The following is a 21,811-nucleotide window of genomic DNA, read 5'->3' on the forward strand; positions in this document are numbered from 1 at the left end:
TTACGCGGTAATTTTAGGTGTTGTTTTTCGCATAATGACAAAAACAGATACTGACAATACACCAAAAATTGAGAATCCTATAAATAATGGTAAAACAGATGTAGACACAAATTTGCCAATATAATTGGCAACAGGAACCGCTATAACCGTACTTATAAACCCATTAATTGCAGCACCAATACCAGCAATATGCCCTAAAGGTTGCATAGCTATAGCACGAAGATTACCAAACAAGAACCCTACTGCAAAAAACTGTAACCCGAAAAAGCCTAATAGTACAAAAATACTTGGATTATTGCCAGAATAAAATAGTATAACATAAAGAATAGAAACTACAGAATATGCTATACTTGCAGTGAATGCCATACGGTACATGCCATATTTTTCAACAAGTCTACTATTTAGATAGGTTGCCAAACCTATTGACAACGCTAAACTTGCAAAAATATAAGGGAATAATTCTGCTAAACTATATTGTACTTGAAACACTTGTTGAGATGTGCTAAGATATACCATAAATGAGCCTGTTATAAACCCAGAAACAAATGTAAATGCAACAGCTTCTTTATGTTTAATAAACTCTTTTGTACCATTAATAAAAAGTAAAGGGGAGAATTTGATACGTTTTTCTCTAGGTAATGTTTCAGGCTGTCGTATCCAAAACCAAAGCATAATAACAATACCAAAAATTAGATTAAAATAAAAAACAAATTGCCAATTAAAAAGAGTTATAATCCATTGGCCTATAGTAGGTGCTACAACTGGAACTAGAATAAAAAACATTACAATCATTGACATTACTTTAGCCATTTGATCACCACTAAACATATCTCTAATCATAGATAAAGCAATACTTCGGGGAGACGACAAGCCAACACCTTGTAAAATTCTACCAACAAGCATTACTTCAAAATTTTTGGTAGTAACACAAATGATACTGGCAATAATAAACAACGTAAAACCAATATAAACGATGGGTTTTCTACCAAAACTATCTGATAATGGACCAAATATTAATTGCCCAAAACCAATACCTAAAAAAATCATTGTGATTAGTAATTGATTATCACTTTTGTTAACGACATTTAAATGATTACCAATTTCTGGAAGGGCAGGTAATAAAGCATCAATTGATATTGCTACAATAGACATCAATGAAGCCATTAAACCTATAAATTCCCGCTTTATATAAGTTTTTTTTTGCATTGCACAAATGTAAATTAATTAATATATAACTGTAGCATTATAATGTAATCTTCGTGTATATATTATGTGCATTACATAAAACTAAATAAACCTGTTGTGCATTTTGAAAAAATTCTGTCAATTCGTATAAATTTCACGATTAAAATGAGTGAAATTTGTATCGAGAATAAGAATTTTTAATATGAATTGGTTCTCGCTACGATTTTTTTATAAAAAAAATCACTAGAACTGACATTACACTGTTTATTTCAACTCAAAATGCACAACGGGTTAAATAAATTATTTTATACAACTCAATACTACTTTAACAATTTAAGTTTCAAATAAAATCATTTAAGTTGAAGTAGTATTTTTATAATTTTTTATTATTTTTAAAACTAAAGCATTAATATTGAAAGATATATTAAATTAAAATTTTACCAATTTTATTGATCTGATCTTTTATGATTTCTGTGAAGAAAAAAATAGAAATACTTTTTATACTTTTTTTTATAACTCAACTATCTACAGCACAAAAGGATACGCCTTATATTGATTATATTAAAAAGGCTAATAATAGTTTGCACTTAATTTCAAATGAATCTCAATCTTTTTTAGATTCGATACCTCGTCCTTTAGAAAACTATATTGAGGGACATGTAGACGATTATTACATTATGCAAGGTCATATTTACGGAAGTCTAAATAATGATATCAATGCTGTTCAAAGTTTTAATAAAGCACTCGCTTATGCTGAAAATGAAAATGATTATTTAAATGCTGGTGATGCCTGCATACAGCTTTACAGATTGTTAATCAGTGTTTCTAAAGATAGTTTAGCAATAGATTATTTAAATAAAGCAAAAATAAATTTTAAAAAATGTAATGATATATTTGGTCTTTATGAAATAGAGTTAATAGAAGCCTACGCTAAATATATAGATGGCGAGTTTACTGAAAGCATAAATTTTTTATTACCCAAGTTAGATAAATATGAGGCAGTTAAAAGTGAAGATGCTTATTTGTTTATGGATGCAGTATCTCAGGTTACTTTAAATTATATTGGTTTAGATAGTATAAATTTAGCTCATAAATACTTTAAGATATTTAATACATCTATAGAGGTTCCTACGGTCAACATAAGTAATTATAAAGCATTTAAAGCAGCTATAAATTTAGAACTGGCAAACTACTTTTCAAAACAAAAAAAAATAGATTCTTGCACATTTTATCTTAATAAAGGTAGAGATGGTTTGCCTTATTTAGACCAAACGTATATTAATTTATATTATAATTTAAATATTGATTTAAACAATACTATTAAAAATTTTAAATTATCCAACCTATATCTAGATTCGTTAAGAAGTTTTGAAAATGAAATTTCGAATAGCAACTTAAAAGCTACTAATGATATTAGTAATTCCATAAGAGTTTTAGATAATAAATTTAAGGCACAACGTATTAAAGGAAAACGCAGTTTAGTAATATTACTTTTAATACTTCTAGTCTTTTTTGTTTTAAGTTTATTATATTTTTATTTTTATAAAAAACAAAAATATAAACTAAATAAAGTTTCAAGAAAAATAGAAACGCTATCATATGTGAAGTCTAATAATGAACAACTCGCAATAAAAATTCACGGATTAGAAGAATACATAAAAAATATTAAGTTAGAAATTAAAGATATTGCATCAATAAAATGTTTAGAAAATCAAAAATCACATATAAGAGATTTTTATACGAGTTTACATATAAATTCTTCGACTATTTTAGATAAGAGTGATAACCATCTAGAATTAATTAATGATTTAAATATTGATTTTTTTAAGAAAGTGGAAGTATTATATCCACAACTAAATAAGTCAGAAATTATTATTTGTTATTATTTACTTCTTGGTTTTATAAATAAAGAGATTGCAGTATTTTTAAACACTTCAATCAGATCTGTGGAAAGCAAACGTTATAGGATTTCCAAAAAGATAAATTTCGATAAAAACAAGTTTAATCTTTTGCAATATCTTCAACTTACTTTTAAAGATGAATTACATTATAATTCATAGATAATACACCATTATTTTCAATTTGAGTACTTATTGCGTAGTGAAAAAACTTGCAAATATGTAAGTGTTTTTGATATTTGCAACGTGCTATTATCAATTTAATTAATTGTTTGCTACAGTATACAGGTTTTATAATAAAACTTAAATTTAATATACCAAGGGTTGGTTGGTTATTAATTTTAATTAAATGTTTAAAACATATATAGCAATAAAAATAATACTGTTTTTCTCAAAACAGTGTATTAATTAATTCTGATATATCTGAAGAAAAAGGAGTCTTTTTTAGGCTCCTTTTTTTAGTATCTAAACAATTTTAAAGTGGCATATTTCCATGTTTTCGTTTCGGAACATTTACTTCCTTGTTTTCTAAACTAGAAAATGCTTTTAAAAGCTTACGACGTGTATTTTTGGGTAAAATAACTTCATCTATAAATCCTCGTTTAGCTGCGCGATATGGATTTGCGAATTTTGATGCATATTCTGCTTCTTTTTCGGCAAGTTTTATATCAGGGTTTTCTGCGGATGCAATTTCCCGTTTAAAGATTATTTCACTAGCTCCTTTTGCACCCATTACAGCAATTTCTGCTCCTGGCCACGCAAAATTAAAGTCAGCACCTATATGTTTAGAATTCATCACATCATACGCGCCTCCATAAGCTTTTCTTGTAATTACGGTTACTCTAGGTACAGTAGCTTCACTTAGTGCATATAATAATTTGGCACCATGAACTATAATACCATTCCATTCTTGGTCGGTTCCTGGTAAAAACCCAGGGACATCTACTAAAACTAACAATGGGATATTAAAACAATCGCAAAAGCGAACAAAACGTGCAGCTTTCTTAGAGCTATTTACATCTAAAACCCCAGCAAATGCCATAGGTTGATTTGCGACTATACCTATACTTCTTCCTCCTAAACGTGCAAAACCAACAATAATACTTTCCGCATAATCCTTATGAACTTCGTAAAATGAATCTTCATCAATAATACCAGAGATAATCTTATGCATATCATAAGGTTTGTTAGGGGTGTCTGGAACTATATCTGACAAGACATCTCTAACTTCATCATGAAGCACATAATCTAATTTTCCAGAGGTTTCTGAATTATTTTGAGGTAAATACTCTATTAGTTTTTTTATATCCTCTAAACACGCAACGTCATTAGTTGCTGTTTTATGAGCCACACCAGATTTTGAAGCATGTGTTAACGCACCACCAAGTTCTTCACTAGTAACTTCTTCATTAGTTACCGTTTTTACAACATTAGGTCCTGTAACAAACATATAGCTAGTTTGTTCTACCATAATTATAAAATCTGTTATGGCAGGAGAATACACAGCACCACCAGCACATGGCCCCATAACCGCAGATATTTGAGGAATTACACCAGATGCTTGTACATTTCTGTAAAAAATATCGGCATAACCACCAAGAGAGCGAACACCTTCTTGTATTCTAGCACCACCAGAATCATTAAGTCCTATTATTGGTGCACCAACTTTAATAGCCATATCCATTATTTTACAAATTTTTTCGGCGTGTGTTTCAGATAAAGAGCCTCCAAAAACAGTAAAATCCTGTGCATACACATACATAAGTCTGCCACCAATAGTGCCATAGCCAGTAATTACACCATCTCCATAAATAATTTGATTTTCCATACCAAAATCGGTAGTTCTATGTGTCACCAAAGCACCTATTTCCTCAAAAGAACTTTCGTCTAATAAGTAATTTATACGTTCTCTAGCTGTTAGCTTTTTATTGGCATGTTGCTTATCAATACGTTTTTGTCCGCCTCCCAATTTAGAAAGCTTCGTTAATTCGTTAAGCTTATTTATTTTTTCTTGTTTTGAATCCATACTATTTAATTGGTGGGTAAACGAAGTTTTTTTTGATCTTTTAAGTATTGCTTCAATGCTACTAAAGCTGCAATTTTTGCTTCAACTTTAGTGTTTTTTTGTAAAATTTCTGGCGCATAGTAATTTTTTACGAAATGTGTGTCAAAGTCTCCTGATGTAAATGCCTCATGTTCACAAACATATTTACCAAAAGATAAAGTGGTTGCAACACCTTTAACTTTATAATTATCAATGGCTGTTTTCATAAGCATAATAGCTTCTTCTCGAGTTTGTCCGTGCGTTATGAGTTTAGAGAGCATGGGGTCGTAGTAAATAGGAATATCCATACCTTCTTCATACCCATTATCTATTCGTATACCTTTACCAGAAGGGAGTTTGTAGATATTTAAACGCCCAACACTTGGTAAAAAATCATTTAAAGGGTCTTCTGCATAAACTCTTAATTCTAAGGCATGTCCATTAATTTTTAAATCGTTTTGTTTAATATGTAATGCTTCCCCGCGTGCTACTTTAATTTGAAGTTCTACTAAGTCTATTCCAGATATTATTTCTGTAACAGGATGCTCCACTTGTAAACGCGTATTCATTTCTAAAAAGTAAAAATTATGATTAGCATCTAGTAAAAATTCTACTGTTCCAGCGCCTAGATAATCACATGATTTGGCAACTTTTATAGCTGCTTGCCCCATTTTTTCGCGTAATTCTGGAGTTAATACTGAAGATGGCGCTTCTTCTACTACTTTTTGGTGGCGACGTTGAATACTACACTCTCTTTCAAAAAAATGCAAAATAGTACCATGGCTATCTGCCATAATTTGAATTTCTATATGCCTTGGAGAGCTCACATATTTTTCAATAAAAACCGAGCCATCACCAAAGGCAGAGGTTGCCTCACTAATAGCCCGCTTCATTTGAGATTGCAAATCTTGCTCTTTTTCTACAACGCGCATGCCTTTACCGCCACCACCTGCAGAGGCTTTTATTAAAATTGGAAAACCTATTTCTTTAGCAATGATTTTTGCTTTTTCAATATCTTTTACAGCTTCATCTATACCAGGAACCATAGGAATGTTATAAGCTTTTACAGCATCTTTTGCGGCAAGCTTACTACCCATAACTTTTATAGCTTTTGAGCGTGGACCAATAAAAATAATATTATTTTTTTCACACAACTCAGCAAAATCAGCATTTTCACTTAAAAACCCATATCCAGGATGTATACCATCAACATTTAAATTTTTAGCAACTTCAATAATTTTTGCTCCTTTTAAATAGGATTGATTTGAAGGTGCCTCACCAATGCAAATAGCTTCATCTGCAAATTTTACATGGGGTGCATTTCTGTCTATTGTCGAATATACTGCAACAGTTTTAATTCCCATTTTACGAGCCGTTTTCATAACTCTAATGGCAATTTCTCCTCTGTTAGCTACAAGAATTTTTTTCATAGTTACTCAAATTCTATGATTAATTGATTTTTTTCTACCGCATCACCTTTTTTGGAATGAATGGCTTTTATAACACCATCTATTGGAGAATTAATACTATTTTCCATTTTCATAGCTTCAAGAATTAATAAGGGCGTATTCTCTGTTATGTCTTGCCCTACTTCAACACTAATTTCAAGTATAAGTCCTGGCATTGGTGCTAAAATAGACGTAATGTTTTTTTTAGCACTTATGGCAAACCCCATTTTATCGATAAGAATATCTAATTCATTTGAAATGTCTACGTTGTAAATCGTGTTATTTATAGAAACATGATATGTTTTTTTATCAAATTTAGATGAAGTTACTTTAGCCCTAAATGATTTGTTGTTATGTAGTAAGTGGTAATTTGTTTCTGAAACTTCTATGATATCAAGTTTAGATACATCCTCTAAATTAATGTCAAACTTAAAATCAGTATTAACCTTAACTTTAAAATGGTCGTTCATAATAATCTTGCTTTCTGTAAATATAAGCAAGATTTGGGTTTTAAACTAGAGTAGTGTGGTGTGTGTTTTGCTAACTATATTTTTATAAACAGTTTGATAATACGCTTTATTGGATGCTATAAAATGATTGTTTTGACCAATATTTGTAATTAGATTTTCAAAGTTTTTAAAAGAAATCAATTTTACAGCTTCAACTTCGGTGTTCTGCAGTTTTAAAAGTGATGTTTCCACTTTAAGTTCGGCTATAAATGTATTGTGAAACTCGTTATCTATTAATCCATTATCATAAGTTTGAAAGCATTTGTAAATCCCAATTAAATCTAAGTCTTCTTCTAAAATATGCAACCCAATTTCTTCTGCTGTTTCTCTTACTGCTGCTTGTTTAGGTGTTTCGCCAGCATCTATATGTCCCGCTACTGAAACATCCCAAAGTAAAGGGCAAATATTTTTTTTTGCAGAACGTTGCGCTAATAAAATTTGTTTATCTCTAGTATATAACCAAACATGAGCTGTATGATGGTATAATCCCTTTTTGTGAATTACCGATTTTAACTCACGTTTGCCAGTTAATTTGCCATCTTGTGTGGCTACATCAATATATTCGTCCATTGTAAACATTTAATTTTTCATCTAAAAACAAAGCTAAAACTAATTGTATCTAAATCTTCAGTAATTATATAGATTTTATAAAATTATTTAAAACTAATACATTTTAATTTTTTGCATTACCTTTGTTTTCCAAATATGTTTGGGCAGTAATATGAGTCAAAAAGTTTTACTTAACGCAAAAGAGGTAAACATCATTCTTCATCGATTGGCTTGTCAACTCATTGAGAAACATAACGATTTTTCTAACACGGTACTTATTGGTTTACAACCTCGTGGTATATTTTTAGCTAATAGAATTGCAAAAATATTAAGGGAGGATTATAGTATTAATAATGTAAAGTTAGGCTATTTAGATATTACGTTTTATCGTGATGATTTTAGAAGAAGTGATAAGCCTTTAGAAGCCAACACTACAAAAATTGACTTTTTAGTTGAAGATAAAAATATTGTTTTTATAGATGATGTACTTTACACGGGTAGAAGTATAAGGGCTGCATTAACGGCAGTACAATCTTTTGGTAGACCCAATGAGATAGAATTATTAACGCTAATTGATAGGCGTTTTAGCAGGCATTTACCAATACAACCCAATTACAGAGGAAGACAAGTAGATGTTATAAATAGTGAAAAAGTAAAAGTAAACTGGAAGGAGCACGATAAAGAAGATGCCGTTTACTTAATTGATAAATAAAAATTAATGAGCGAATTAAGTGTAAATCACTTACTGGGAATAAAATATCTTAACCAAAAAGATATTAAACTTATTTTCGAAACTGCCGACCATTTTAAGGAGGTTATAAACCGCCCTATTAAAAAGGTGCCTTCGTTAAGAGACATTACTATTGCTAATTTGTTTTTTGAAAATTCTACAAGAACTAAATTATCTTTTGAATTGGCTGAAAAAAGATTATCTGCTGATGTTATTAATTTTTCTTCTGGACAATCTTCTGTAAAAAAAGGCGAAACCTTGATAGACACAGTAAATAACATACTATCTATGAAGGTTGATATGGTAGTAATGCGACATCCTAATCCAGGAGCTGGCGTATTTTTATCAAAGCATGTAGATGCAAGTATTATAAATGCAGGAGACGGTGCACATGAACATCCAACACAGGCCTTACTAGATTCTTATTCTATTAGAGAAAAACTAGGTGAGGTTAAAGGGAAAAAAGTAGTTATTGTTGGTGATATACTGCATAGTAGGGTAGCACTATCCAATATTTTTGCACTACAATTACAAGGCGCTCAGGTTATGGTTTGTGGCCCTAAAACCTTAATACCTAAGTATATTGATAAATTAGGCGTAAAAGTAGAAACTAATTTGCGAAACGCACTTAATTGGTGTGATGTGGCAAACATGTTGCGTGTACAGAACGAGCGTATGGATATTACCTATTTTCCATCTACTAGAGAATATACGCAGCAATTTGGTGTAAATAAAGAATTACTAGATTCATTACATAAAGAAATTACCATAATGCACCCTGGCCCAATTAATCGAGGTGTTGAGATAACTAGTTATGTTGCAGATTCTAAACAAGCTATTATTTTAGATCAAGTACAAAATGGGGTAGCAGTAAGAATGGCGGTAATTTATTTATTAGCATCTAAAATAAAACAATAATTATGATTCTTGACAAGACTGGAAACACGACTACAATAACCCAAGAAAAGTTTACAGTTATTGAGCTTATTAAAAAATTAGAAGCACTATACCCAAAATTTAAAAACGATAATATAATTGTAGTTTTAACAGCCTTAGAAATAAAAACTACTGATATTGTAGAATTTCTTCAAATCTCTAATATTCACAAAAATATTAATCATTCTTTTGTTATAGTTTCAGATAAAGTGAATTTAGATGAGATTCCAGATGAACTTATTGTAGCGCCAACGCAACAAGAAGCTTTTGATATTATAGAGATGGAAGAAATGGAACGAGATTTGGGGCTATAATCATTAAATATATGAATTTAACTATTTTGGGCTGTTATAGCGCTACACCAAGAACTTTAGGTAATACTACGTCTCAAGTTTTAGAAATTGGTAACCACATGTTTCTTATAGATTGTGGAGAAGGTACACAAGTGCAGTTAAGACGACACAAAGTTAAATTCAATCAAATTAAACATATTTTTATTTCTCATCTTCATGGAGATCATTTTTTTGGATTAGTTGGTTTAATCTCTACTTTTAGATTATTAACTCGCGAAACAGATTTACATGTATATGGACCAAAGGGGATTAAAGAGGTAATAACCTTGCAGTTGAAATTAGCAGACTCGTGGACAAATTATAATTTGTATTTTCATGAGCTTACCTCCAACACATCAGAATTAATTTTTGAAGATGAAGCTGTAGAAGTTTATACTATTCCTTTAGAACATCGCATATACACAAATGGATATTTGTTTAAAGAGAAAGAAGGAGATCGTAAATTAAATATTGATGCCGCAAAAGAAGCAAATATTGACGTAGCTTATTTTCGTAAACTAAAACAAGGCTTTGATGTTGAAAACGAAGATGGTATTCTCATAGATAACAATACTGTAACATTTCCACCAGAACAGCCCAAAAGTTACGCGTTTTGTAGTGATACCGTTTATAAAGAAGATATAATACCAATTATTGATAATGTAGATGTGTTATATCACGAATCTACGTTTTTAGAATCGCACGCACATCTTGCTCCAAAAACAAAACATGCTACAGCAAAACAAGCTGCTACAATAGCAAAACTTGCAAATATTGGTACTTTAATATTAGGACATTATTCTTCAAGATATCCAGATTTAGAGCTTTTTAGAAAAGAAGCAAAAACTGTATTTGATACTGTTGAATTAGCCCAAGATGGTAAGGTATTTAATTTTGGTTAGCAAAAAGTTTATCGTTAATCCAACTTAAAGCATCATCTAACGTTTTAAAGCTTTTCATTTCTTTTTTACAGATGTTTTTTTCTACTTCAAAGTTCATATAACCAGATAAATTGAGGTAAACAATAGCTCCTGATGAAAAAACATCATATTTTTTTAAGACTTTTGCCCATAATACAGGGTTTGAAGAGTATGAATTAATCCTATTTGAGATATAACATATTTTTACGTTTTTTCCGTAATATTTAAGGATAGTTTCTACTATTTTTAGCATTTTATCTTCATCAATATGAGTCTCAGATAAAATTTCAGAAACGAAAAAATTATCACATAAAAATAATTCTCCAAAAGGTAGTTTAACTTTAAAATAGTCTATTTGTTTTCGATCTGCATATTCTTCAAATTTTACACCTAAAAAGTCCATATTCATTGAAATTTCGCGCAAATGTAATTACTAATTATGTTTTAAAAACCAAAATATTAGTTAAATTCTTTAAAATTACCTACCCAATTTATTGCTTCGACTAGAGAAAAACATCGTTTAATACTCTTTTTGGTAAAATGCTTTTCTAAAGATGCATTAATATACGAAGAGTTGCTATACACAACAATAGCACTAGCTTTTAGAATATCATGTTCTTTTTCAATTTTTAACCAGTTTTGAGGATCAATAGAATAAGAATTTATTCTATTTGCTATATAATAGATTTTAGCATTTTCACCATAATGTATATAGATTTCAGAGATTAAGTCTTTGGCCATGGCCCAATCAAAATGAATACCTTCGAATAGTTCTCCAACAATTAGATCTTCGCAGAAATAGTAGTTACCAAACGAAAGTTTTAATTTATAAGGCTTGAGTTTATTAAAATAAGGGGTCTTCTCAAATTTCATTGTGGTTGGTAATTAATTTAAATTAATAAATATTGAGAGAATTTTAAAGTTAAGAATTTTATCTTAATTTTCTTATAGATCAAGGATTATTTTTTTATTAATTTCGTTGTATGGAAAATGATTTAAGTAATTACAGGAAATCATACGATAAAGGTGCATTATTATTAGAAGATGTTCCAGAAAATCCTTTGGAGCTTTTTCAGAAGTGGTTTTATGAGGTGGATAAGTATTTCTCAGAAGATGAAAATAATGCTATGACTATTTCTACTATTGGGTTGGACGGTTTTCCAAAAAATAGGGTGGTACTTCTAAAAAAATTCACTTACGAGGGTTTTATATTTTACACGAATTATGAGAGTGAAAAAGGAAAAGCGATTGCTAAAAACCCTAATGTATGTTTATCCTTTTTTTGGCATGGCGCAGAACGTCAAATTATCATAAAAGGAAAAGCCGAAAAGATTGCTAAAAACTTGAGTGATGGTTATTTTGAGTCACGACCTAAAGGGAGTCAATTAGGTGCATTAGTTTCAAACCAAAGTGAAGTAATTCCTAATCGAGGATTCTTAGAGGAAAGGCTAAAAACTTTAGAAAGTAAATTTAAAGGTATAAACGTAGAAAGGCCAAAACATTGGGGTGGTTATATAGTTAAACCTGTGGCGCTTGAGTTTTGGCAGGGGAGACCTAATAGGCTTCACGACAGAATTAGATACAGCTTACAAAAGGATTACAATTGGCAAATAGATAGATTATCTCCTTAAAAACACGACGAAATACACACTTATTCACTTATAATTTACAATTCATCGATAAAAAACATTTATAATCGATGAGTAACGTGTCATTAGTCGATTTTAACATTTCATTAACGGAGCATTTAGGGTTTAGAGGGTAATTTTATATTCCCAAATCTAAATAACCTACTTATGAAGCTACTAACCAAGTTGTCTTTGTTGACAGCTATTACCGTACTTTCATTTTCTTGTACTCCAGAATCTATGGACGTTAAAGTTGATGATCTCATTGTAAATGTTGAAGTCCAAGAATCCAAATCTATAGAGATGGAAATATTGGAATTGATTAATAATCATAGATTATCTATAGGTTTAAACCCTTTACAAAGTATGACTATTATAAAATCTACTGCATTTACCCATACCGATTATATGGTGGACACACAAACAGTTTCTCATGCAAATTTTTTTACTAGAAGTAATTATTTGAAGAACAATACTGGTGCAAAACATGTATCGGAAAATGTTGCGTATGGTTTTACATCAGCTAAATCTGTTGTAGGTGCATGGATGCGAAGTGAGGCGCATAAAAAAAATATTGAAGGTGATTATACTAACTTTGAAGTATCAGCTGAAAAAGGTGCTGATGATAAGTGGTACTTTACTAATATTTTTATTAAAAAATAAATTTAATCTTACCAATAGGTTTAACTTTAATGAAGTAGTTTTTTACTTGATATAATAACGTTATAATATTGATGGGTTTATCAATGTGATCTGTATTTTATTATCTTTAATAATTAAACTAATTACTAAAGTATTTCTTTGCTAATTAAATCAATAATTACCATCAAGATTTTATAGGTAAAGCCAATAATAGCTTAATAGGTCTTTAAGTTATTATTTTACTATGACGTGTTGTGTTGTATAGTAGTAGGATATAAAATTATACTAAAACTCTAACCATAGTTTTATTATCCTTTAATTAACTAACACAAAGCAATTAATACTGCTTAATCCAAAAAGTAATATATAATCAACCCGTTGTGTATTTTTAGTTGAAATAAACAGTGTAATGTCAGTTCGAGTGATTATTTTAACTAAAGATCGTATCGAGAATCAATTCATATTAAAAATTCTTATTCTTGATACAAATTTCACTCATTTTAATCGTGAAATTCACTCGAATTACCATAATTTTTTCAAAATGCACAAGGAGTATAATCAATTTTTTTATTGAAACCTTATTTAAAATTTAACAACTTAGGAATGTTTATAGTATAAAATAAAAAACCATCAAGAGTTGTGTACTCTTAATGGTTAATAATTATAAAAACTAATTCTTTATTTTACTTTAATAACTATAAAATTAGTACGTCTATTAAGTTTATGCTGCGCTTCTGCACAACGTATCGTTCCATCACAACCATTTATTGGTTTTTGTTCTCCATAACCTTTATGTTCGAGTATTCTTGAAGGATTAACGCCTCTGGATATTAAGTATTTATAAGTAGCATTAGCTCGTTTTGTTGATAGTGTATAGTTATATGCTGCTGGACCTCTAGAATCGGTATGAGATTCTATTTTAATAATCATTTCAGGATATTTTTTCACCATTAAATCTATAATTCTAGTCAATTCGCCAATGTCATCTGCTCTAATTTTAGCACTATCAAAATTAAAATAAATAGGACCAAGGTTATCAACCGTAATATCTGGTTCTTTTTCTAAGATCACTTTTTTAACTTTACTAATTTCAAAATCGGCAGTTATTGATTTTGTTTTATTATTTACGTCTTTTGTAGTTACAGACGCATTATATTCTGGATATTCTTCTTTAGAAACAGTGACTAAATAATCTGTATCTCTATCAATATTTATTTCATATTCACCATTTTCGTCGGTTTCTACATATGCTATTTTATTACCATCAGTATCAGATATAGAAACAATGGCATTCATAACAGGCGTATTTTCTGTAGAATCAATAACAGTACCTTCAAGTTTTAAACGCGGTATTCTGTTATAAGCATATATATCATCATCTCCAACACCATCTTCTCTATTTGACGCTATATATCCAGTAATGCCATCCTCATTCATAAAAAATGAAAAATCGTCTTTATTAGAATTTACCGGAATTCCTAAGTTTACAACATCGGTTAATATATTATTCTCATCATAAACTGTAGCAAAAACGTCTAAAAGACCTAGCCCTAAGTGACCATCTGAAGAGAAAAATAGAATATCTTCAGTATTTATGAATGGGAATAGTTCATTTTTTTTGGTATTGATAATATTTCCTGCATTTATGGGTGTGCTGTAGTTACCATTAGTAATATCTACATAATATATATCTGACCCGCCAACACCACCTGGCATATCTGAAGCAAAATATAATTTTGTTTCATCTTTATTTAAAGTTGGGTGACCTACAGAATAATTATCGTTATTAAATGGTAGCGCTTTAATGTTAGTCCATTCGCCTGCAATTAAAGAGGCCTTATATATTTTTAAATTATTAATACCGTTTCTATCTTTTCCTAGTATTTTATCATTAAAATTATTTCTAGAAAAATACATGGTTTTACCATCTTTAGTGATAATAACTGGCCCATCATGGTATACAGAGTTTATATCACCTTTTACTTTAGATAAATGATGGATTATTGTATCTGCATCTTTTTCAGTAACATATACATCTAAAAAAGGCTGTTCGTTCCAAGCATATAAATGTTTTGATGATACTCCTTTATCTGCTGAAGAAGCAAAATATACCTTACCATCGCGCTCGTACGCACCAAAATCGCTTAATTCTGAATTTATTTTTACATCTTTTAGAAAGTATTGATGTTTAGCATTAAATACAGCGGTTATAAAATCGGCATCTTTAGTAATATTATTTTTATCAATTACCCCACCAGCTTCTTTAAATTTTTTAAGCCAAATTCTCGATGTTTTATAATCTTGTGTGCCTCTTAAAGCTTGTGCATATTTGTAATAGTACTCTACCGGTACATTTTCTTGTGCAACTGCGTTTTTGTAATAAATAGCTGCTTTTTCAGGATTACGCATATAGGCATAACAATCACCTAATTGTCTAGTAGCATAATCAGTATTATAATTTTTTTCTATTAATTTTTTATAAGATTGTGCAGCATCTACGAAAGCAAATTTATTGAAAAGACTATCTGCTCTTTTTTGTAAACCTTGTTGCGCAAAAACGATAAAGGTAAGCAAACACATTAAGCCGGTTAATAGGTTTTTTTTTGGTTTCATTTGGGGTCTTGTTTTTAAACAATTTTTAATGCAAATTCACAATAAAATTATTTTATTCTATTTGAACAATTATAAATTGTGTTCTACGGTTTTGCTGGTGTTGTTCGTCTTCACAATTTGCGCCATCTTCACAACCATTAGTAAGACGTCTTTCTCCGAAGCCTTTATGCTCCGTTATTCGGATAGGGTCTATACCTTTTGAAACTAAATATTTATAAGTTGCATTAGCACGATCTATTGATAGTTTGTCGTTATAGGATAAGGAACCTCTTGAGTCTGTGTGAGATTCAATTCTAATAACCATTTCTGGGTAATCGTTTGTCATTAATCGTACTATCTTGTCTAGTTCTGTTTTAGCATCTTCTCTAATATTATATTTATTAAAATCAAAATAAATTGTATTTAGCGATAATTCTGCTAAAACTTCTACATTCTGAACAGGGTTCAAAATCAAATTGGCAACTATAATTGATTCGATACTAGAGATATTTTTAGACGTAAATTCTCGATAATCATCGATATATTTATTTTGACTAGCCACAATTTTGTAGTCTTTATTTCTATCAATATTTATATTGTAATACCCTTCTTTATCAGTAACCATGTATGCTATTTTATTATCATCAGCATCAAATAAGTTAATTACAGAATTTGGAATTGGTTTTGAGTTTATAGCATCAACTACTTGTCCGCGAACGTTTAGTAATGGTTTACGATAATATTCGTAGATATCATCATCACCGCGACCACCTCTTCGGTTTGAAGAAAAGTAGCCTGTTAAACCATCAGTATTCATAGTAAAAGAAAAATCGTCTTTTTCAGAATTTACAGGTACTCCAAGATTTACAACATCTGTAATTGTTCCAGTTTCGTCAGTAACAGTTCCAAAATTATCTAACAGTCCTAAGCCTAAATGTCCGTCAGATGAAAAGAATAAAATACCTTCATTATTAATAAAGGGTGTACCTTCAGAGTCTTTAGTATTAACTACGTTTCCAGCATTAACTGGCACTCCAAGAGTTCCGTCAGGGTTTATATCAACATAATAAATATCAGAACCACCTTCGCCTCCTGGCATATCCGAAGAAAAATATAGTTTGGTATTATCTTTATTTAAGGCAGGGTGTTGTGTTGAGTATTCTGTACTACTAATAGGTAGTTTTTCAACGTTTGTCCATATACTATCTTGAAATGTAGCTTTATAAATATTTATATTACTTATACCTTCTTTATCATTTTCTTTCCCATATTTGTTAGCGGCATTTCTAGAAAAGTACATTGTTTTACCATCTTTAGTAATAACAACGGGACCATCGTGATAAATAGAATTAACGTCGCCTTTAAGTTTATGAGTATAATTTACACTTCGTTTACCACCTTTTTCTGTAACATATACATCTAAAAAAGGTTGTTCATTCCAACCGTATAGTCGTTTTACTGATACGCCTTCATCTCTTGAAGAAGCAAAATATACTTTACCATCGTGTTCTATGGCTCCGAAATCACTAAATTTTGAATTGATGCGCGTTCGTTTTAAAAAATATTGTTTTTTAGAACTAAAAACATGTGCCATAAACAATTGGTCTTTTTCAAAACTATCTGTATTTGTAACACCACCAGAATCTTTAAAACGTTGCATCCATTCTCTTGATTCTTTATATTTTTTTATGCCTCTTAAGGATTGTGCATAGCTATAATAATACTCAATTGGTACATCGTCTTGCTCTACAACACGTTTGTAATACCTTGCAGCTGCAGAGGGATTTCTTAAATAGGCATAACAATCAGCAAGCTGTCTTGTAGCATAATCTTTATTATAGTTGTTTTTTATAAGATCTTTATATACTTCGGCAGCTTTAACAAAGGAAAACTTATTAAATAAAGTATCCGCTCTTTTTTGTCTACCTGGTTGTGCAAACGCTACAGAAACTGTTAATAACGTAATGCAAGCTAATATGTAAGTTTTTAATTTCATAATATAAATACTTGCAGTTTAGAAATATCTAGGAGATTTTAATTTAGAACTTAAGAATTTAAATTCATAAATCAATAATATTTCATGGGTGCCACTTGTAAAATTCCTGATTTCAGAAATTGGTTTTTCATACGAGTATCCTACTCGTAATTGACGGGATAGTTGAATATCAGCAAAACCACCAAAAGCAGCTGTATCTTGGTTTATTCTATATGATCCTCCTAACCAAAACTTTTCATTAAATAGAAAGTTACCAGTTAAATCAAAAGATAGTGGTGCACCATTAGTTGCTTTCATTAAAGCAGAAGGTTTGAATTTTATTGATTCACTTAAATCTAAAACAACACCAGCCAGTACATAATAACTAAGTCTTTCGAGTGCTTCAAAACCATCTTCTGTATTTCTATCAGTATTTAATACTCTTGGGGCAGATGCACCCACATAAAATCTATTAGTATGATAAAATAAACCTAAACCAATATTTGGTGTCCATCTGTCTTGAACGCCTCTAATAGAAGGATCAAAACTTTGAGAGTTTCTAAAATCTGGATCTAAAGTATAACTCGTGAATCCTCCTTTAAGACCAAAGGCTAATTTTCCTTCAGCCCCAACAGGTAAGGTGTATGAAAAATCACCATATAAATAGGTGTAATTTTCAGGGCCTAAATCGTCTTCAATAAAAGAAAAACCTAAACCAATTCTATCGTTTCTTAATGGAGAGTGTACAGAAAGTGTTTGTGTAATAGGGCCACCATCAAAACCAACCCATTGGCTTCTGTGTAATCCAACTATGCTTAAAGCTTCTCTACTACCTGCGTATGCTGGATTTATAGAAATTGTGTTATACATATACTGTGTGAATTGGGGCAATTGTTGTGCAACTCCAACAGTACAAGTAAATAACGCAAAAGCAATTATATAATGTTTAATAGGTTTCATAGGTTACGTCGTTTTATTTGGTTCCGATGTAGATAGGGCCAGTATAAGGTGGTAATCCACTTTCTTCTAAATTTATAATATAATAGTATGTTCCGTTTGGTACTGTACCAGACGACCCTACTGATGATTTATGAGAATTACCTTGCCAAGAACCTTGACCAGCTCCAAGCGTATAGTTACTAGATTCGAATATTAAAGCACCCCAACGGTTAAATATTTTGACATTGGCAGTGAATCCACATAATTCAATACCCATAATATCAAAACTATCATTGAAGCCATCACCATTTGGTGTAAGTGCTTTAGAGATATCAATATCAGAATCTCCACATGGCAACACTACACAATCAGGATTTATAGACATATTAACTTCTGTAATATTAATACAACCATCAGCTAACCCTGTATATCTAAAAATATATTCTATAGAATCCCCATTATTTGGTAAGAAATCTAAAGAGGGTTCTAGAGTAGTTGGATTGAATAAATTATCATTTAATTCTGCATCGGTATCACCTTCTAATAATTCCCAAGTACCTTCTTTGTTTTCAGAAGTTAAAAATTCATTTAAGTCGATTATACCATCATTGTAACATCTATCAGGACCATTAACTTGTGTAATAATTTCATCTAACATTACATTTAATGTTTGTGTATATGTTTCTTCATTATTACAAGCATCTCTAACAGTCCATGTTCTTATTATTTGATAATCTTCAAAAACAGTATCATCAAATCCGTTTACTTCATTGAATACCTCGATAATATCAGTAGAACAATTATCTTGAAATTGAATTTCTGGAACTTCAGGAATATCAGTACAACTCACAGTAATGGTTTCCTCTATAGCTTCTAGTGGAGCAGGAGCAGTAGTGTCTTGTACGTTTATTGTTTGTGTGTATGTAGCGGTTAAACCACAGGCATCAGTAGCTGTGTATGTGCGCTCTAAAGTATATGTTCCAACACATTCTCCTTCAATAATTACATCTTCAGTTGTTACAGAAGCTGTACTACAATTATCTGTAGCTGTAATGTTTTCCGGTGTTGGTATAGCATCGCATTCTACAGTGATATCTACTGGTAATCTTTCAACAAATAGTGGAGGAGTAGTATCTTCTACCGTTATGATTTGTGTATGGGTTGTAGTATTGTCAGCTTCATCAGTAGCAGTCCAGGTACGTTCTAAAATATAATTTGATACGCATGATCCATCTATTCTCACCTCATTAAATACTATGTCTACATCAATATCATCGCTACAATTATCGGTTGCAGTTAATGTTTCTTGTGCTGGTATAGCATCACACTCAACAGTAACATCAGTTGGAAGTGGTTCTTCAAATGTAGGAGGAATATTATCAATAACAGTTACTAGTTGCTCACAAGTTTGCGAGTTACCAGCAAGATCTGTAGCTGTCCATATTACAGTAGTTTCTCCAATTGGAAAAGTGGATGGCGCATCATTACTAATAATAACATCTGTACAATCCTCAACATTTAAATCACCTAAACTTACATTAGTTGCTTCACAGGTTCCAGGATCGACATTTACGGTTAATGCAGGTGGACAGACTAGTTCAGGTAATTCACCATCAACAACAGTAATGGTTTGCTCACAGGTTGCTGTATTTCCAGATTCGTCTGTTACCGTCCATGTAACAATAGTTTCACCTAGAGCAAATGGTTCTAAAGCATTGTTTAATACAGATGCTACTGCACAATTATCGTTTGTTACAGGCTCACCCAAGTCTACATTTGAAGCAGAACATAATCCAGCATCAGCGTTAACTGTTATATCATCAGGACAAGTAATAGTTGGATTTTCATCATCTAAAACTGTTATAGTTTGAGTACATTCTGCAGTGTTATCACTACCATCAGTAACAATCCAAGTTACAGTTGTATCACCTAGCGGGAATTCAAAAGTAGCAGGATCGATATCAACGCCATTTACTTGAGCCACAACCGAAGCTACAGTACAATTATCATTAGTAGTTGGCGTACCAAGGTTAACAGTTGTTAAACAATTTCCAGTCGCATCATCAGATGTATTTGCAGTTATGTCTGCAGGACAAGTAATTGTTGGATCTTCATTATCAACTATAGTAACTGTTTGAGTACATTCTGCAGTGTTATCACTACCATCAGTAACAATCCAAGTTACAGTTGTATCACCTAACGGGAATTCAAAAGTAGTAGGATCGATATCAACACCATTTACTTGAGCCACAACCGAAGCAACAGTACAATTATCAGCAGTAGTTGGTGTACCAAGATCTACAGTTGTTAAACAATTTCCAGTTGCATCATCAGCAGTATTAGCTGTTATATCTTCAGGACAAGTAATTGTTGGATCCTCATTATCAATTATAGTAACTATTTGAGTACATTCAGCAGTGTTATCACTACCATCAGTAACAATCCAAGTTATAGTTGTATCACCTAACGGGAATTCAAAAGTAGTAGGATCGATATCAACGCCATTTACTTGGGCCACAACCGAAGCAACAGTACAATTATCAGCAGTAGTTGGTGTACCAAGATCTACAGTTGTTAAACAATTTCCAGTTGCATCATCAGCAGTATTAGCTGTTATATCTGCAGGACAAGTAATCGTAGGGTCTTCATTATCAATTATAGTAACCATTTGAGTACAATCAGCAGTATTTCCACTATCGTCAGTAACAAACCAAGTTACAGTTGTATCACCTAACGGGAATTCAAAAGTAGTAGGATCAATATCAACGCCATTTACTTGAGCCACAACCGAAGCTACAGTACAATTATCATTAGTAGTTGGCGTACCAAGGTTAACAGTTGTTAAACAATTTCCAGTCGCATCATCAGATGTATTTGCAGTTATGTCTGCAGGACAAGTAATTGTTGGATCTTCATTATCTATAACAATCACATCAAAGCTACATGTAATAGTATTACCAGAAGTATCAGCAACTTCAAAAGTATTTGTAGTAGTTCCTACAGGGAACAATGATCCAGAAGGTAATCCAGAAATTTGTGTAGTTATTACTCCATTTGAGTTATCTGTTCCTACTGGTGTTGTATATGTTACAATAGCACCACATACACCAGTATCAATATTTACGTTGATAGGATTAGGACATGTAATTGTAGGGTCCTCATTATCAGTAACGATCACATCAAAGCTACAAGTTGTTGTATTACCAGCAGCATCAGTAACTTCAAAAGTATTTGTTGTAGTTCCCACAGGGAATAATGATCCAGAGGGTAAACCAGCAATTTGCGTTGTTGTTACAGTTCCTGAAGCATTATTATCTGTACCTACAGGGGCAGTATAAGTAACTACAGCACCATCGGTACCCGCATCCACATTTACGTTGATTGGATCAGGACATGTAATTGTAGGGTCTTCATTATCAGTTACGATCACATCAAAACTACATATTGTAGAGTTTCCAGCAGCATCAGTAACTTCAAAAGTATT

The 21,811-nt window shown here is 31.2% G+C and carries 18 protein-coding genes; 7 read left to right on the forward strand and 11 right to left on the reverse strand.

What is annotated here, in order from left to right; translation table 11 throughout:
- Complete coding sequence (locus ACKGJY_RS00215) at window positions 1-1,206, reverse strand: multidrug effflux MFS transporter (RefSeq protein WP_413971830.1); 1,206 nt, start codon at window positions 1,204-1,206, stop codon at window positions 1-3.
- A gap of 452 nt (window positions 1,207-1,658) precedes the next feature.
- Here ACKGJY_RS00215 and ACKGJY_RS00220 point away from each other — a divergent pair, with 452 nt between their 5' ends.
- Entirely contained in the window at window positions 1,659-3,245 is a 1,587-nt protein-coding gene (locus tag ACKGJY_RS00220; RefSeq protein ID WP_413971831.1) for a helix-turn-helix transcriptional regulator, read from the forward strand.
- A 313-nt stretch (window positions 3,246-3,558) separates the two neighbouring features.
- On the opposite strand, the gene ACKGJY_RS00225 is transcribed toward ACKGJY_RS00220, so the two are convergent.
- Genes ACKGJY_RS00225 through ACKGJY_RS00240 form a run of 4 tightly spaced genes read right to left on the reverse strand, consistent with a single transcriptional unit; the run spans window position 3,559 to window position 7,654 of the window.
- Window positions 3,559-5,109 (reverse strand): acyl-CoA carboxylase subunit beta, encoded by a 1,551-nt coding sequence (locus tag ACKGJY_RS00225; protein WP_413971832.1) that lies wholly within the window; start codon window positions 5,107-5,109, stop codon window positions 3,559-3,561.
- 5 nt (window positions 5,110-5,114) lie between these two features.
- Window positions 5,115-6,557: an acetyl-CoA carboxylase biotin carboxylase subunit gene (gene accC / locus ACKGJY_RS00230; RefSeq protein ID WP_413971833.1), complete on the reverse strand. Its 1,443-nt coding sequence runs from the start codon at window positions 6,555-6,557 to the stop codon at window positions 5,115-5,117.
- Window positions 6,558-6,559: 2 nt separating this feature from the next.
- A complete protein-coding gene (locus tag ACKGJY_RS00235) occupies window positions 6,560-7,045 on the reverse strand; it encodes an acetyl-CoA carboxylase biotin carboxyl carrier protein subunit (protein ID WP_413971834.1) in 486 nt (161 codons plus the stop codon).
- 45 nt (window positions 7,046-7,090) lie between these two features.
- Window positions 7,091-7,654, reverse strand: coding sequence for an NUDIX hydrolase (locus tag ACKGJY_RS00240; RefSeq protein WP_413971835.1), 564 nt, complete (start codon window positions 7,652-7,654; stop codon window positions 7,091-7,093).
- Window positions 7,655-7,805: 151 nt separating this feature from the next.
- On the opposite strand from ACKGJY_RS00240, the gene pyrR reads away from it, so the two are divergent.
- Genes pyrR through ACKGJY_RS00260 form a run of 4 tightly spaced genes read left to right on the forward strand, consistent with a single transcriptional unit; the run spans window position 7,806 to window position 10,533 of the window.
- Window positions 7,806-8,345 carry a bifunctional pyr operon transcriptional regulator/uracil phosphoribosyltransferase PyrR gene (gene pyrR, locus ACKGJY_RS00245; RefSeq protein ID WP_413971836.1) on the forward strand — a complete coding sequence of 180 codons (540 nt, stop codon included), beginning with the start codon at window positions 7,806-7,808 and terminating at the stop codon, window positions 8,343-8,345.
- Window positions 8,346-8,351: 6 nt separating this feature from the next.
- Window positions 8,352-9,281 carry an aspartate carbamoyltransferase catalytic subunit gene (locus ACKGJY_RS00250; protein WP_413971837.1) on the forward strand — a complete coding sequence of 310 codons (930 nt, stop codon included), beginning with the start codon at window positions 8,352-8,354 and terminating at the stop codon, window positions 9,279-9,281.
- Between the two features lie 2 nt (window positions 9,282-9,283).
- The gene (locus tag ACKGJY_RS00255; protein ID WP_413971838.1) at window positions 9,284-9,613 is read left to right on the forward strand and encodes a ribonuclease Z; all 330 of its coding nucleotides are present in this window, start codon (window positions 9,284-9,286) and stop codon (window positions 9,611-9,613) included.
- Between the two features lie 11 nt (window positions 9,614-9,624).
- On the forward strand, window positions 9,625-10,533 hold the full coding sequence (locus tag ACKGJY_RS00260) for a ribonuclease Z (protein WP_413971839.1): 909 nt from the start codon (window positions 9,625-9,627) through the stop codon (window positions 10,531-10,533).
- Here ACKGJY_RS00260 and ACKGJY_RS00265 read toward each other — a convergent pair.
- Window positions 10,520-10,975 (reverse strand): hypothetical protein, encoded by a 456-nt coding sequence (locus ACKGJY_RS00265; protein ID WP_413971840.1) that lies wholly within the window; start codon window positions 10,973-10,975, stop codon window positions 10,520-10,522. The genes ACKGJY_RS00260 and ACKGJY_RS00265 overlap by 14 nt on opposite strands.
- 35 nt (window positions 10,976-11,010) lie before the next feature.
- Window positions 11,011-11,424 carry a hypothetical protein gene (locus tag ACKGJY_RS00270; RefSeq protein ID WP_413971841.1) on the reverse strand — a complete coding sequence of 138 codons (414 nt, stop codon included), beginning with the start codon at window positions 11,422-11,424 and terminating at the stop codon, window positions 11,011-11,013.
- 110 nt (window positions 11,425-11,534) lie between these two features.
- Here ACKGJY_RS00270 and pdxH point away from each other — a divergent pair, with 110 nt between their 5' ends.
- Window positions 11,535-12,182, forward strand: a complete 648-nt coding sequence (pdxH, locus tag ACKGJY_RS00275; protein ID WP_413971842.1) for a pyridoxamine 5'-phosphate oxidase — start codon at window positions 11,535-11,537, stop codon at window positions 12,180-12,182.
- Between the two features lie 165 nt (window positions 12,183-12,347).
- Window positions 12,348-12,842 (forward strand): CAP domain-containing protein, encoded by a 495-nt coding sequence (locus tag ACKGJY_RS00280; RefSeq protein WP_413971843.1) that lies wholly within the window; start codon window positions 12,348-12,350, stop codon window positions 12,840-12,842.
- 657 nt (window positions 12,843-13,499) lie between these two features.
- Here the strand turns inward: ACKGJY_RS00280 and ACKGJY_RS00285 are convergent.
- The 4 genes from ACKGJY_RS00285 to ACKGJY_RS00300 form a co-directional block, all read right to left on the reverse strand.
- Window positions 13,500-15,434 carry an OmpA family protein gene (locus tag ACKGJY_RS00285; protein WP_413971844.1) on the reverse strand — a complete coding sequence of 645 codons (1,935 nt, stop codon included), beginning with the start codon at window positions 15,432-15,434 and terminating at the stop codon, window positions 13,500-13,502.
- Between the two features lie 52 nt (window positions 15,435-15,486).
- The gene (locus tag ACKGJY_RS00290) at window positions 15,487-17,409 is read right to left on the reverse strand and encodes an OmpA family protein (RefSeq protein ID WP_413971845.1); all 1,923 of its coding nucleotides are present in this window, start codon (window positions 17,407-17,409) and stop codon (window positions 15,487-15,489) included.
- An 18-nt stretch (window positions 17,410-17,427) separates the two neighbouring features.
- Window positions 17,428-18,348: a type IX secretion system membrane protein PorP/SprF gene (locus ACKGJY_RS00295; protein WP_413971846.1), complete on the reverse strand. Its 921-nt coding sequence runs from the start codon at window positions 18,346-18,348 to the stop codon at window positions 17,428-17,430.
- A 13-nt stretch (window positions 18,349-18,361) separates the two neighbouring features.
- Window positions 18,362-21,811: HYR domain-containing protein (locus ACKGJY_RS00300; RefSeq protein ID WP_413971847.1), on the reverse strand; the 3,450-nt coding region annotated here is incomplete at its 5' end.

Source organism: Hyunsoonleella sp. 2307UL5-6 (assembly GCF_047345485.1).
GTDB lineage: Bacteria > Bacteroidota > Bacteroidia > Flavobacteriales > Flavobacteriaceae > Jejuia.